We start from the raw sequence: 13,319 nt of genomic DNA on the forward strand, positions 1-13,319 counted from the left end.
ACTAGTCCCCGCTGGGCGCCTTTTGCATACCTGCCGAAAGGTCTGCTTTTCTGGGCAGAGGGAGATTCCGACGACGAAGGGGGTGGGCCGGGACCCCGGCACGCTGATCATGAAGAGTCGACACCTTACGGCCGGCGTCACGTCCGCCGTCCTGCTGATCCTCGGGGCCGGCTGCGGCGACGCCCGGGACGACGGGCCGACCACGGCCGCCCCGAGTCGCCCGGTGACGGCGTCGCCACCGCCGGGACCGCCGACGGCCACCCCGACCGGCGCCGCCCCCTCGCCCACCACGGAGTCGCCCGCTGCCTCGCGCTCGTCGAGCCCGTCGTCGGGGCCGTCGTCGGGGCCCTCGTCGAGCCCGTCGCCGGCCAGCCCGTCGCCGTCGGGTCCGGCGGACGCCGAGGACGCCCTGCGCCGGGGCGACACCGGCGACGCGGTCCGGGCGCTCCAGCAGCGGCTGGACCGGCTCGGCTACTGGGTCGGCGCGTCCGACGGAACGTTCGGCCTGCTCACCGAGCAGGCGGTCTACGCCCTGCAGAAGGCGGCCGGTCTGCGTCGCGACGGGATCGTCGGCCCGAAGACCCGGGCCGCGCTCGCCGCCGGGAAGCGCCCGGACGCCCGCAGCACCGACGGCCACCTCGCCGAGGTGGACCTGGACCGGCAGCTCCTCATGATCGTCGACGATGGCGAGGTGAGCCGGGTCTTCAACACCTCGACCGGCACGTTCGAGCACTACACCTACCGGGGCGAGACATACCTGGCGGACACCCCGCGCGGCAGGTGGACGATCGACTGGCAGGTCGACGGCTGGCGCGACGGCCCGCTCGGTCGGCTGTACCGGCCGAAGTACTTCCAGGAGCAGGGGATCGCGATCCACGGCTACACCAGCGTGCCGCCGTACCCGGCGTCGCACGGGTGCGTGCGGGTGACGCTGCCGGCCATGGACTGGCTGTGGGCCCAGGACGTCCTGCCGAAGAAGACCCGGGTCTGGGTGTACTGAGCGCTCACCCCGGGCCGCCGTCGCCGGCCCGGTCGGACGCGGTGGCGGTGGCGACATCCGTCGGGTAGGTGCGCCGGGCGGCCAGCAACAGCATCCCGTTGGCCAGCAGCGGAACGAGCATGACCAGGAAGGCATTGCGCAGCCCGGTGCCGCTGGACCGGCCGGCCGGACCGCCGAGCTGGTCGGCGACCCAGCCGAAGGTCGCCGGCGCGGCTGCCTCGGCGACCAGTCGCAGCATCGTCCGCAGGCTCTCCGCCCGGCCCCACAACCGGCCGGGAACGATGTCCAGCCGGGCCGCGTCCAGGGGCGGGTTCGCCGCGGCGAGGCCGGCCGCGCCGAGCGCGATCAACGGCAGGGCCGTCGCGACCGAGGTGACCCACACGCCGGGCAGGAACAGCACCGCGGCGAGGGAGTAGCCGGCGGCGGGCACGACGATGCGGACGTCGAGCCGGCCACCAGCGAGGGCGCGGTCGGTCAACCGCCCGGCGAGCACCGCGCCGGCCAGCGCCGCCACCCCGATCGCCGGCACGAGCGCGCCCAGCGCGGTCTGGGAGACGCCGAAGTGCCGGACCGCGAAGACGACCACGAAGGTTCGCAGCCCGGCGAAGAAGAAGTAGCCGACCGCGGACGCCACGATGAGCAGCCGGTTGGTGGGGATGGTCAGCAGGTATGCCAGCGCGCGGCGCAGCGACCAGCCGTTCGGGTCGTCGGTGACCACCCGGTCGCGGGCCGGCGGGACCGCCCGGTCGCTCAGCGCCTCCCGCAGGCGGTCCGCCGACCCGCCACCTCCGGCCGCCGTAGGGTCGGGCCGGGCCGCTGCGCGCGGTGGCTCCGGCAGCAACCGCCACACCGCCAGGGCCAGCCCCACGCTGGCCGCCGCGAGCACGAGGAACGCGGCCCGCCAGGACACCAGGGCGGCGACCTCGCCGCCGACCAGCAGCCCGACGCCGGCGCCGACGATCTCGCCGGTCAGGATCCAGCCCAGCACGGAGGCCCGGTCCGCCGGTGGGAAGAGGTCGCCGGTGAGGGAGACCACCACCGGGCCGGAGGCCGCCACGGCGGCGCCGAGCAGCAGCCGGGAGGCCAGCAGCCACCCGTAGCCGGGGGCGAGGCCACCGGCGGTCATGGCCGCCGCCCAGAGCGTGATCGTGAGCGCCAGCAGCCGGGTCCGGTCGACCCGGTCGGCCAGCACCCCGAGCGGCACGGTCGCCAGCGCGCCCACGCCCGAGGAGGCGGTGGCCAGCAGGCCCAACTGGGCGTGGTTGATGCCGAGGTCCGCCTCGATCTGGGCAGCCGCCGCCCCGACCGTGCCGGTGTCGGCGCTGTTCAACGCGAGCACGGCCGCCAGCAGGGCGACGACCCGCACCCGGTGCGGGCCGCCGAGCAGGTCGGCCGCCCGCCGGCGCAGGGCCGCGAACGGGTGCCGGCGACCGGGGTACGCCGTCGCGCCGCTGTTGTCCGTGGGCATGACCGGTGCCTCCCGTGACGCCCGGCGGGCAGGTCCGTCGCGGCCGGCCGGATTCGCCCCCGCGGTCCGGTCGTCGACGGTGGACCGGCGGTGATGTGCGGCGGACCCCCGCGTACCGGCCGGCGGCGAGGGTATGCGCCAGCGTCGAACGGGGGTGTCGAGCCATGAGGATTCCGGGCGGAATTGTCGATGACCTGCGGACGGACGTGGTGGCGCCGCCGCCGCTCGACGCGGTGGCGGCGGGTCGGCTCGTCGTGCGCGCGGCGGAACACGAGGATCTTATCGGGATGTCCCGGGCGCACGTGGCGTTTCTCCCGATCGGGTTCTTTCCGTCGCTGGGCGCCGCGTTCGTCCGGCGGTGGCATCGCACCTATCTCGACTCGCCGCACGGTCTGGGCCTGGTCGCCGTCGACGCGGTCTCGAACGGCGCGGTGGTCGGGTTCGTCCTCGGCGCCAGCGACCAGGCGGCCTACGCCGCGGCGCTGGCCGGCGACCGGCGGGCGCTCGCCTTCCTGGCCCTCGCCGGGCTCGTGGCGCTGGGCGCCCGACCGCGGGCGGTGGCGCGCCTGCTGCGCTCCCGGGTGCGGCCGTGGACCTGCCGTCTGCTGCGGCGCCGACGCGGGCCGGCCGGTCGCGGCGCGCGCGGTCGGCGGGCGTCGGCGAGCACGCCGGACCCGGACCGCGTGCGGTCGGGCCCGCAGGTGGCTGTCCTGACCGCCCTGGCCGTGCACCCGACGTGGCGCAGGAGCGGCATCGGCATGGCGCTGGTGTCGCATTTCCTCGCGGCGGCGCGCAGCGCGGGCGCCAGCCGGGCCGAGGCGCAGACCTCGACCGGTTCGCTCGGCGCGACGAGCTTCTACGAACGGTTGGGCTGGATGGCCGGCGAGGCGCGGCCCACGCCGGACGGGGACGTCGTGTGCACGTACCACTGTGATCTGCCGGGGACGGGCGACGGGTGAGCCTCGTCCTCCTCCCGGGTCGGACCTCGACCCGACCCCGCTCTTTGCCCGTTCTGCACCTATTGTTGTTGTATGGATGCGCTCGTGGGGCAGTTCTTCAGCACGCTGCAGGCGAGAACGCCGCAGGGGTTGCGCAGCCCGGTGGACGGGGTGCTGCGGGTCGACCTCTACACGGGGGAGCACACCGATCACTGGGTGGTGACGCTGCGATCGGGCCGTCCGGTGGCCGCCCCCGGATACGCCGAGGCGGACACGGTGTGGCGCAGCGACGCCGAGCTGTTCGAGAGGCTGGTCACGGGCGAGTCCCAACCGGTGGCGGCGCTGCTGCGTAACGACGCGACGCTCAGCGGCGACGTCGAGCTGTTCCTGGCGTTCCGGCGGTTCTTCCCCCCGTCGCCGCGAGCGCGCGACCCGCGGACGGTGGGCGCGGTGGAACCGGAGACACCGGCGTGAAGGAGCTGATCAGCATCCTGGACGGCAACACGTTCGTGGTGTCCGACCGGCGGGGCGACATCGAGCCCTCGCTGGACTACCCGACCGGGCTGTTCTCCTTCGACACCCGCTTCCTGTCCACCTGGGTGCTGACGCTCGACGGGGAGCGGCTGAACGCGCTGTCGGTGGACGAGGAAACCTCGTACGAGACGACGTACTTCCTGGTGCCGGGGGTGCCCAGCCACTACGTCGACGCGAACCTCTCCGTGCTGCGCTACCGGGCGATCAACGGCAGCTTCGAGGAGACGCTTACCGTGCTCAACCACACCACCTCGGCCGTCGATTTGACGTTACGGATCGAGGTGGGTTCGGACTTCGCCGACCTGTTCGAGATCAAGAACGCGCAGCGCAAACCGGGCGGGGCCACGGCCCGGGTCGCGGGCGACGAGTTGCTGCTGAGCTACCGACGGGAGCGGTTCCACCGCGAGGTGCGCGTGACCAGCAGCGCCCCGGGTGAGGTGGACGAGCAGGGCATGACGTTCCACATCCGGGTGGAGCAGCACGGCGAGTGGCGGATGAGACTGCTGGCGCAGGCTTTGATCATCGGGGCGGACGGACGGGACTTCCGTGAGGCGCTGCCGATCGGCCTCGATCGCGACGTCGAGCAGATCCGCGCCGAGCGCACCAGCTTCGTCGCGTCCGTGCCGCGGCTGATCTGCGACTACGCGCCGTTGGCCGCCGCGTACCACACCGGGGTCCGCGACCTGGGAGCGCTCCGCTACCAGTCCATCACCTTCGGTAAACAGTTGATCGCCGCCGGTCTTCCCTGGTTCATGACGCTGTTCGGCCGGGACAGCATCATCACCGGCCTGCAGGCGCTGCCGTTCCTGCCCCGTCTCCTACCGCCGACCATCGCGGTCCTGGCCGGTATGCAGGGCAGCCGGCTCGACGACTTCCGGGACGAGGAGCCGGGCAAGATCCTGCACGAGCTGCGCTACGGCGAACTGGCCGGTTTCGAGGAGCAACCCCACTCGCCCTATTACGGCTCCGCCGACTCCACGCCGCTGTTCGTGATCCTGCTCGACGAGTACGAACGCTGGACCGGGGACCAGGACCTCGTCCGGCGCCTGGAACCGGAGGTGCGCGCCGCGCTGGACTGGATCGACACCTACGGCAACAGCCGCGGCACCGGCTATCTCTACTACCAGACCCGCAACCCGCGCACCGGCCTGCCCAACCAGTGCTGGAAGGATTCGCCGGACGCCATCTGCTACCGCGACGGCCGGCTTCCCGGCTTCCCCCGGGCGACCTGCGAGCTGCAGGGCTACGCCTACGACGCGAAGATCCGCGCCGCCCGGCTGGCCCGCGACGTGTGGCACGACCACGCGTACGCCGGACGGCTGGAACGCGAGGCCGCCGACCTCAAGCAGCGGTTCAACCGTGACTTCTGGGTCACCGACGGCGGATACTACGCCCTCGCGCTGGACGCCGACGGCAACCAGGTGGACGCCCTGGCGTCCAACATGGGACACCTGCTGTGGAGCGGCATCGTCGACGTCGACCGGGCCAGGAGCGTCACCGACCACCTGCTCGGCCCGGACATGTTCACCGGCTGGGGGGTCCGCACCCTCGCGGCCGGCCAGGCCCGCTACAACCCCCTCGGCTACCACGTGGGCACGGTCTGGCCGTTCGACAACTCCATCATCGCCTGGGGGCTCTGGCGGTACGGCATGCGGGAGGAGGCCGGACGCGTCTGTGCCGGCATCCTCGAAGCGGCCCGGCACTTCCAGGGCCGCCTGCCGGAGGCTTTCGCCGGCTATCAGCGTGGCCTCACCAACTACCCGGTGCAGTATCCCACCGCGTGCAGCCCGCAGGCCTGGTCGGCCGGAACACCGCTGCTCCTGCTCCGGGTCATGCTCGGCCTGCAACCGCACGACGACCACCTGGTCATCGATCCCGACATCCCCCCGGGCTCGGTCGTGTCGAGATCCTCGACATCCCCGGCCGGTGGGGCACCGTCGACGCGCTGGGACGCAGCCGGCCGGACTGACGGCACCGGCACGAGCGGCCGGTGCCGTCAGCCGGCGGCCCTGGCGCGGACCTTCCGCGCGCCGTCCGTCGCCTTCCCGGTCCGGCCGTGGCCTGACGGCGACGCTCACTCCTGCGGTCGGCGGCGTTCGTCCTCGGCCCGTTCCCGGCTGAGGAAGAACGCGCCGAGCGCGCCGGCCAGCGTGCCGAACACCGCCACCGAGTACGCGGCCAGCACCAGCTCCAGAACCTGCGCGAAGGTGTCGGTCACGCGCAGCGGCTCACCGGTGATGGTGGTGAAGGCCGCGTCGTGCAGCGCCCGGGGGAGACTGCGGTAGGAACCGGTGACGACGAGCAGTTGCCCGGCCGCGAGGATGACGGCCACGGTCACCACCGCGAGCCAGGCCAGCCGGTCGGTGAGCAGCCGGCCGGCGGACCGCGATCCGCGGATGGCGGCGGCGACCACGCCGCCGCCCCGGGCCGCCCGCAGTGCGCTCGCCGCGCGCAGGAAGCGCAGGAACGGCACCGCCAGGAAGATCAACTGCCACCAGTTGTGCTTCCAGAACTCGCCGGCGCGGTGCCGGGCGAGCCAGGCGCGGAGCGTGAACTCGGCGACGAAGACCGCCCACAGGATCCAGCTGGTGACGGTGAGCACGGTGCTCAGCGGCTCGTCGTGGACGATCGCCTGGGCGAGCACGAGCAGCAGGAAGAACAGCCCCAGGATGCCCATCGGCTTGTCCAGCCGGTGGGCCAGGCCGTTGAGGCGGGCGTCGTCCTCGCGGTGTCGTCGGCCCGGATCGTCGCTCACCCTGCGGCAGCCTACCCGCCGGCCGGGACCGGGAACCGCCGCTCACGGCACCCGGCGCGCGACCAGCTCCAGATACTGCTTCCGCCACGCGCTGACCGTCTGCTCGACGGCGTGCTCCTCGCGGCGTAGCGATGCCTTGATCCGCCTGCGCTCGCCGGACATCCGCTGGAACACCGCGAGCGCGCCGCAGCTCGTGACGAGCACCGTCAGGGCGACCAGCGGCGCGACGTGAGCGACGGGCACCGCCAGCGCGGCGATCAGCACCACCCCGACGAGGGTGGAGCGGCTCGTCCGCCGGAAGGCGCGGCGGGCCACCGCCGCCTGACTCGACAGGTAGATCACCACGCCGCCGTGCAGGACCGCGCTGACCGGACCGGACAGCGGGGAGTGCCGCACGGCGACCGCGAGACCCCGATGAACACGGCGGCCAGCAGCGGCTGGCTTTGTCGCCGCACCCGCCCACGGAGACGGCGGGGGTGTGCGGCCGGCCCGGCCGGGTACACCGGGAGCACGCGGTGACGCAGCGGGAGGTGTGATGAGCGACGGGACCGTGGCCGGGGACGGGCGGCGAAGCCCCACCGAGCGGCTGGCCGAGGACGTGGCCGAGGTGGCCCGCGCGGAGGTCCGGGCGGTGCGCGCGCAGGTGGGTGAGGCGGCCCGCCCGGCCGGGGTGGGGATCGCGCTGCTGGCCGCCGCCGGCGGCTGCCTGGTGCTCGGCGCGGGAGCGGCGTCGACCACGGTGCTGCGGGTGCTGGAGACGATGCTCCCGCGCCGGCTGGCCGCCGCCGGCCTCACCACCGGCTATCTGGTGACGGCCGTGCTGCTGGGACGCGTGGGCCTGGCGCGGCTGCGCGCGGCCGGCGGCCCGTCGGCCCGGCTCGCCGACGACGTGCGGGACATGGTCACCGGGACCGCCGGGCGGGTGCTGCCCGCCGGCGCCGAGGCCGCCCGCGACGAACTGGACAGGTGACGCGGAACCGGGAGGACGACATGCCGGACAAGCACGAGCAGGCCGAGGAGATGCGCGACGAGGTCCCGTCGACCATCGCGCGCTCCGACGACAAGGCCGTGCGCACCTACAAGAAGACGCTGGAGTCGGCCGAGGAGAGCTACGGCGACGGCGAGCGCGCGCACCGGGCCGCCTACGCGTCGTTGAAGCACACCCACGAGAAGGTCGGCGACCACTGGGAGCCCAAGGAGCACAAGGGGCCCTCGGACCCGCAGGCGGCGCAGGGCACCCCGGCCTCGCGGGAGCGTGACCGGCCCACCGCCCAGGGGGTGGACGCCAACGCCAACAAGGGCCACCTGGACGACGTGGCGCGCAGGGTCGGCATCGACGATCCGGAGAACATGAACAAGGGTGAGCTGGTCGAGGCGATCGAGAAGGCCAACGCCCGGGCCACCGCCCGCGCCCGGCGCCGGTGAGGCGTCGACCCCGGGAGGTGGGTGTGGTCGGGGCCGCGGCGGGTAGCGGCCGGCCATGAGTCCGCTGCTGCTCGCGTACGCCCTCGTGGGAGGGCTCGGTGTCCTGCTCGCCTTCTGGTCCAGCGCCATCCGCCGGACCGTGCTGTCCGAACCGCTGCTCGCCCTGGGCCTGGGGGTGTTGGCGGGCCCGGTGCTCGGCCTGGTCGACCTCGCCGACCGGCTGGGCGCCGACCTGATCCGCGAGGTGAGCCGCGCCCTGCTGGCGGTGTCCCTGATGGCCGTGGCGCTGCGCTTCTCCGCCGCCGGCTACCGGGCCGTGCTGCGGCCGGTGCTGGTGCTGCTCTCCGCCGGCATGATCGGCATGGCCGTGCTCAGCACCGGCCTGTCCTGGCTGGTGCTCGGCGTGCCGCTGGGGCTGGCCGCGCTGCTGGGGAGCTGCCTGACCCCCACCGACCCGGTGCTGGCTTCCAGCATCGTCTCCGGCGGCCCGGCCGAGCGGCAACTGCCGGCCCGGCTCCGGCGGGTGGTCAGCGGCGAGTCCGGCGGCAACGACGGCCTCGCGTTCCCGCTCGTCGTCCTCGCCCTGGCGGCGGTGGGCGCGCAGCCCTGGACCGACCAGGTGACGACAGCGGTGTGGGGCGTGCTCGGCGCGGTGGGCGTCGGCGTCCTGCTCGGCTGGTTGGCCGGGCACGCGGTGCGCGCGGCGAGCCACCGGGAGACGCTCGACCAGGGTTCGCTGCTGGTCTTCGCGGTGCTGCTCGGCATCGCCGCGCTCGGCGTCGCGCGGGTGCTCGACACCGACGGCATCCTCGCCGCGTTCGTCACCGGGCTGGCCTACAACCGGGTCATCGGCGACCAGCCGCGCCTCGCCGAGCAGAAGCTCGACGACTCGCTCACCCGCTATCTGCTGCTGCCGCTGTTCTTCCTGCTCGGCGTCGAACTGCCGTGGCGCGACTGGCTCGACGCCGGCTGGCGGTTGCCGCTGTTCGCCGTCGCGGTGCTGCTGCTGCGGCGGCTGCCGGTGGTGCTGGCGCTGAAGAAGCCGCTCGGGCTGCCCTGGCGGGAGCTGGTCTTCCTCGGCTGGTTCGGCCCGATCGGCGTGTCCGCGCTGTTCTACCTGGCCTTCAGCGCCGACGAGGGCGCGGGGCAGGAGATGTTGTGGACCGCCGGCAGCCTCGTCGTCGCGCTCAGCGTCGTGGTGCACGGCGTCACCGCGATGCCGGGCCGCCGTTGGTACGCCGCCGGGCAGCGCGAGGTCTCGAAGCGGTAACGGTGCGCGGGCCCGGGTTTACCGGCGGCGTGCCAGGAAAGCGATCACGGTAGCTCGCGCCTGGCAGCCGCGGTGTCGACCAACGGCACCAGGATCACCACGTCCACCTGACGGCTCGGCGCGCCGGTCCGGGGCCGACCCCTGCCCGCTCGCGTGCCACCCACGCGACGCGGCGGTCGCCCCGCGCCTATCGACCCGTTGCCCCTCGTGGAGGACGACCATGACCATGTCCGTCTCGCGGTCCGACGCAGACGTCGACGAGATGTTCGCCGCCCTGCGCGATGCCGAGGGCCCGACCGCCCGGCGCGCCCGGGACCGCCTGGTCGAGGCCCATCGACCGCTGGCCGTGGGCCTGGCCCGCCGCTTCACCCACCGCGGCGAACCCCTCGACGACCTCGTGCAGGTGGCCTGCTACGGCCTGGTCAAGGCGGTCGACGGGTACGACCCGCGGCGCGGGGTGCCGTTCGTCGGTTACGCCACCCCGACCATCCTCGGCGAGTTGAAGCGTCACTTCCGGGACCACGGTTGGGACGTCCGGGTGCCCCGGAGCCTGCAGGAGCGCTACCTGCTGGTGCACGCCGCCGAGGCCGAACTGACCCGCCGCTCGCAGCGCGCGCCCCGGGCCGACGAGGTGGCCGGGCACCTGGGCGTGCCGGTCGACGTGGTGGTGGAGGCGCTGGCCGCCGGGCGGGCGTACCGGAACGTGTCCCTGCACCGGCCGGCCGGTGGGGACGACGAGCCGGTGGAGCGGGAGGACCTGCTGGCCGAGCGGGACCTGCGGGTGGACGGGCTCTGCGACCGGCTGGACCTGCTGGCGGCGCTGCGCCGGCTGCCGGAGCGGGAGCGCGCTGTGGTGATCCGCTACTTCCACGGCAACCAGACCCAGGAGCAGATCGGCGATCTGCTCGGCGTCTCCCAGATGCACGTGTCGCGCCTGCTGCGTCGGGCGATCGGGTTGCTCCGGCGGGAGATGACCGCCGAGGAGCCGGCCGACCCCGGCGGCGCCCGGGTCCGGGTGACGTTCCACAGTGCCGGCGTCACCACCCTGGCCGGCGTGAGCGGGGTCCTCGACGACGACGGCGTGGACGTGCTCCGGGACCGGCTCACCCGGATGGCGGTGACCGAACGGCCCCGCGGCGTGGTGGTGGACCTGCGGCGGGCGTCGGTCGAGTCGCCCCGGCTGGCCCGGGCCGTCCTGGACCTGCACCGGGCCTGCGCGCACGTGCGGGCCCGGCTCACGCTGGTCAACCTGCCGCCGAACGGGCTGCGCCTGCTGCGGCGGGCGGGCCTGACCCGACTGATTCCCTGCCTGCCGGTCCGGGGCCGGGCCACCGGTGTCTCCCCGGCCGGGCCGGGCGTCGCGTCGGGGGACGTCGAGGCGGACCGGCCGTCGCCGCCGTGCCCGGCGGCACCCGCGGCGATAAGGTCGGCTGAGGTCCATCCTGTCGTCGTCGAGGGCTCCGGTCCCGTCGACGGCGCACCGACGACGAGGAGAACAGGTGACGCGACGGCGGGCCGCGGCTGTCCCGCCCCCACCCCTGGTGGCGACCGTGCAGCGCCTGCAACGCGAGCTGGACGCGCTGCGTCGGGAGCGGCGCGCCCACGCGGTGGTGGAGCAGGCCACCGGTCTGCTGATCGCCCGGCAGGGCTGCTCGCCGGAGGAGGCGTTCGCGCAGCTGCGGCGGATCTCCCAGCACAGCAACATCCGGCTGGTGGACGTGGCCGCCGGGCTGCTCGGCGCCGCCGCTCCGCCGCCCTCGGCCCCGCCGCCTGCGCCCGAGCCGTTCCGGCCGGAGCGCTACCTGCACCCGCCCGCGCCCCGGCCGGAGCCGGACACCGGCGCTCCGGCGCCGCTGACCGGGGAGGCCGCCGCCCGCTATCACCTGGCCCGGGCCGCCATGGCGACCGCCGGCGACGCGAACGCGCTGGCCGAGACGCTGGCGGGGGCGGTACGCCACCTGGGCGCCGACTCGACCCTGCTCGGTCTGCTCGAACCGGACGGCGCGGTCCGGCTGGTCGGCTCGCACGGCCTGCCGCCATCCGTGGCGAGCCTGTGGCAGCGCGCCCCCGGCACGGTCAACATGGCGCTGTTGCGCGCCGCGGTGGACGGCAACCCGCTCTGGCTGACCCGGGACGAGGCCCGCCGCCGGGGCTACGACTTCATCGGCGGCGCAGCGGTGCGGGTCTGCCTTCCGCTGCGCCGGGCCGGCCGCACGATCGGGGTGGCCGCGATCAGCTGGGACGCCCACCGGGACCTCGACGACGGGCAACGGGCGTACCTGGGCGCGCTCGCCGAGGTCGCCGGCCGCCGGTTGTCGGCGCTGTCCGGGGGAGTCGGGGACGCGCCGGCCGCCCACTGGCTGGAGGCGGTGCTCGACGTGCTGCCCGGCTCGGTGGCGTGGTGGTCGCCGGTGCGCGACGACGACGCGGCGGTCGTCGACTTCCGCCTCGACCGGTGCGGCCCGGACGCGACCGACGGCGCGGAGCGCGGCCGGGACGCGCTCACCGGCCTCCGGCTGCTCGAACTCCACCCGTCGGCGGCCGACGACGGCATCGTCGCCGGGTGCGCCCGCGCCCTGCGCGACGGGCGTCCCTTCCACTGGGGACCGGGTCAGGTGTGGCGGGCCGGCGGCGCCAGGCCGACCCGAGTGCTGTTCAGCCTGCGCGCCGTTCCGTTCGGCGACGGGCTGCTCGTCGGCTGGCGCTATCACGACGAGCAGCGCCGGGCGGCGGACCGCACGGCCCGGCTGGAGCGGGCCGGTGCCGTCGGCTGGGTGGAGTGGGACCTCGCGGGCGACTCCGTCGCCTGGTCGTCGGGCGCGTACCGGGTGCTCGGCCGCGATCCGGCCGACGGCCCGCTGCCGCTGGGCGCGCTGCACCGCTGGGCGGCGCCGCCGGACGCGCCCCGGGTGCGGGCGGCGCTGCGCGCCCTGGTCGAGCGGGCCGAGCCGGCCGACCTGGAGTTCACCGTGCGGCGGCGCGGTGCAACGTGGCCGGTGCGGCTCGTCGCCGACCCCGTCGTGGACCCGGACGGCCGGGTGGCCGGGGTGCGCGGCGCGGTGGCCCGCCGCTGACGTCGCCCGGCCTGGTCGGTGCCGCTGGGGGCAGGTCCTGATCCGGCTTTCACCTAGCCTCCTAGGAAGCGCTGCGCGACGTGACGCATGTCTACTGAGCACGGGGCGTGACCCCGACCGGTGCGGGCATCGGAGCGCGTCATGGACGATGTGCTCGGTGAGGAGTGGCTGTCGCACTCCGTCGACCTGCTGGTGCGACTGGTGGAGACCGCCGGCGCCTTGATCATCTTCGTCGGTGCGATGACCGCCCTGGTGCGTTTCGTGGTCGTCGGCCTACGGGACCGGCGGACCCGTGCGTTCGTGCCCGTGCGGCTCGGCCTGGGCCGCTTCCTGGCCCTCGGGCTGGAGTTCCAGCTCGCCTCCGACATCCTGCGCACCGCCATCGCCCCGACCCTGCGGGAGATCGCGGAACTGGCCGCGGTGGCCGCCATCCGGACCGCGCTGAACTTCTTCCTGGCCCGCGAGATCCGGCAGGAACGCGCGGAGTTGGCCCGGAGCGAGGGCCGGGCCACGCCGGACCCGGTGGACGAGCCGGCGGGACGGCCGTCGTGAGCGCCCTCATCGGGTACGCGGCGGCGGTTTGCGTCGCCGCCGGGCTGCTCGCCGGGCTGGTCGTGCTGGTCGTTGCCCGGGACGGCCGGCTCGCGCTGCGGGTCGCGCTCGACCTGTGGCTCGCCGCCGGGCTGCTCCGGCTGGCCCTGCCGCCGTCCTGGGACCAACTGCTCAGCGCGGCCGCGATCATCGCGGTCCGGCAACTGGTCGGTCTCGGCCTGGGGCCGTCCCGGGCGGCGAGCACCGGCGAGAAATGAACCCGGCCGAGGTTTCCGGCCCGGCCCGGCCGGACACCGCCTCCGC

Annotated in this window: 12 protein-coding genes and 2 pseudogenes; 11 read left to right on the plus strand and 3 right to left on the minus strand. The window is 74.8% G+C overall.

Translation table 11 applies throughout. The annotated features are described in order from the left end of the window. The first annotated feature begins 82 nt into the window (after nt 1-82). Nucleotides 83-1,000, plus strand: a complete 918-nt coding sequence (locus tag AB0H28_RS05245; protein WP_358034496.1) for a L,D-transpeptidase family protein — start codon at nt 83-85, stop codon at nt 998-1,000. 4 nt (nt 1,001-1,004) lie between these two features. Here AB0H28_RS05245 and AB0H28_RS05250 read toward each other — a convergent pair whose 3' ends face one another. Next, nucleotides 1,005-2,468, minus strand: coding sequence for an MFS transporter (locus AB0H28_RS05250; RefSeq protein ID WP_358034500.1), 1,464 nt, complete (start codon nt 2,466-2,468; stop codon nt 1,005-1,007). Nucleotides 2,469-2,632: 164 nt separating this feature from the next. Here AB0H28_RS05250 and AB0H28_RS05255 point away from each other — a divergent pair, with 164 nt between their 5' ends. The 3 genes and pseudogenes from AB0H28_RS05255 (at nt 2,633) to AB0H28_RS05265 (ending at nt 5,909) form a co-directional block, all read left to right on the plus strand. After that, a complete protein-coding gene (locus AB0H28_RS05255; RefSeq protein WP_358034503.1) occupies nt 2,633-3,427 on the plus strand; it encodes a GNAT family N-acetyltransferase in 795 nt (264 codons plus the stop codon). A gap of 72 nt (nt 3,428-3,499) precedes the next feature. Beyond that, the gene (locus tag AB0H28_RS05260; protein WP_358034506.1) at nt 3,500-3,880 is read left to right on the plus strand and encodes an SCP2 sterol-binding domain-containing protein; all 381 of its coding nucleotides are present in this window, start codon (nt 3,500-3,502) and stop codon (nt 3,878-3,880) included. Beyond that, a pseudogene (locus AB0H28_RS05265) lies at nt 3,877-5,909 on the plus strand (glycogen debranching N-terminal domain-containing protein). Before AB0H28_RS05260 ends, AB0H28_RS05265 begins: the two are co-directional and overlap by 4 nt. A 105-nt stretch (nt 5,910-6,014) precedes the next feature. Here AB0H28_RS05265 and AB0H28_RS05270 read toward each other — a convergent pair. Both AB0H28_RS05270 and AB0H28_RS05275 read right to left on the minus strand, forming a co-directional pair. Further along, entirely contained in the window at nt 6,015-6,695 is a 681-nt protein-coding gene (locus tag AB0H28_RS05270; RefSeq protein ID WP_358034509.1) for a hypothetical protein, read from the minus strand. Between the two features lie 42 nt (nt 6,696-6,737). Further along, nucleotides 6,738-7,091: a hypothetical protein gene (locus tag AB0H28_RS05275; protein ID WP_358034512.1), complete on the minus strand. Its 354-nt coding sequence runs from the start codon at nt 7,089-7,091 to the stop codon at nt 6,738-6,740. Nucleotides 7,092-7,230: 139 nt separating this feature from the next. On the opposite strand from AB0H28_RS05275, the gene AB0H28_RS05280 reads away from it, so the two are divergent. The 7 genes and pseudogenes from AB0H28_RS05280 to AB0H28_RS05310 all read left to right on the plus strand — a co-directional run bounded on the left by AB0H28_RS05280 (nt 7,231) and on the right by AB0H28_RS05310 (nt 13,273). Beyond that, on the plus strand, nt 7,231-7,665 hold the full coding sequence (locus AB0H28_RS05280; protein ID WP_358034515.1) for a phage holin family protein: 435 nt from the start codon (nt 7,231-7,233) through the stop codon (nt 7,663-7,665). A 20-nt stretch (nt 7,666-7,685) separates the two neighbouring features. After that, nucleotides 7,686-8,120, plus strand: coding sequence for a ChaB family protein (locus AB0H28_RS05285; RefSeq protein ID WP_358034518.1), 435 nt, complete (start codon nt 7,686-7,688; stop codon nt 8,118-8,120). Between the two features lie 55 nt (nt 8,121-8,175). Then, a complete protein-coding gene (locus AB0H28_RS05290) occupies nt 8,176-9,390 on the plus strand; it encodes a cation:proton antiporter (protein ID WP_358034521.1) in 1,215 nt (404 codons plus the stop codon). A gap of 262 nt (nt 9,391-9,652) precedes the next feature. Then, nucleotides 9,653-10,303: pseudogene (locus AB0H28_RS05295) on the plus strand (sigma-70 family RNA polymerase sigma factor); the annotation flags it as partial. Nucleotides 10,304-10,889: 586 nt separating this feature from the next. Continuing rightward, nucleotides 10,890-12,464 carry an ANTAR domain-containing protein gene (locus AB0H28_RS05300; RefSeq protein ID WP_358034524.1) on the plus strand — a complete coding sequence of 525 codons (1,575 nt, stop codon included), beginning with the start codon at nt 10,890-10,892 and terminating at the stop codon, nt 12,462-12,464. Nucleotides 12,465-12,605: 141 nt separating this feature from the next. Continuing rightward, nucleotides 12,606-13,016: a DUF1622 domain-containing protein gene (locus tag AB0H28_RS05305; RefSeq protein ID WP_358034527.1), complete on the plus strand. Its 411-nt coding sequence runs from the start codon at nt 12,606-12,608 to the stop codon at nt 13,014-13,016. Further along, entirely contained in the window at nt 13,013-13,273 is a 261-nt protein-coding gene (locus tag AB0H28_RS05310; RefSeq protein ID WP_358034530.1) for a hypothetical protein, read from the plus strand. Before AB0H28_RS05305 ends, AB0H28_RS05310 begins: the two co-directional genes overlap by 4 nt. Nucleotides 13,274-13,319: the final 46 nt, after the last annotated feature.

Source organism: Micromonospora sp. NPDC050980, from assembly GCF_040653835.1.
Taxonomy (GTDB): Bacteria; Actinomycetota; Actinomycetes; order Mycobacteriales; family Micromonosporaceae; genus Micromonospora.

What these genes read in the sequence shown, in the direction of transcription:
- AB0H28_RS05305 (WP_358034527.1), top strand. Translation starts at nt 12,606, where the DNA reads ATGGACGATGTGCTCGGTGAGGAGTGGCTGTCGCACTCCGTCGACCTG.
- AB0H28_RS05290 (WP_358034521.1), top strand. Translation starts at nt 8,176, where the DNA reads ATGAGTCCGCTGCTGCTCGCGTACGCCCTCGTGGGAGGGCTCGGTGTC.
- AB0H28_RS05260 (WP_358034506.1), top strand. Translation starts at nt 3,500, where the DNA reads ATGGATGCGCTCGTGGGGCAGTTCTTCAGCACGCTGCAGGCGAGAACG.
- AB0H28_RS05250 (WP_358034500.1), bottom strand. Translation starts at nt 2,468, where the DNA reads ATGCCCACGGACAACAGCGGCGCGACGGCGTACCCCGGTCGCCGGCAC.
- AB0H28_RS05280 (WP_358034515.1), top strand. Translation starts at nt 7,231, where the DNA reads ATGAGCGACGGGACCGTGGCCGGGGACGGGCGGCGAAGCCCCACCGAG.
- AB0H28_RS05255 (WP_358034503.1), top strand. Translation starts at nt 2,633, where the DNA reads ATGAGGATTCCGGGCGGAATTGTCGATGACCTGCGGACGGACGTGGTG.
- AB0H28_RS05285 (WP_358034518.1), top strand. Translation starts at nt 7,686, where the DNA reads ATGCCGGACAAGCACGAGCAGGCCGAGGAGATGCGCGACGAGGTCCCG.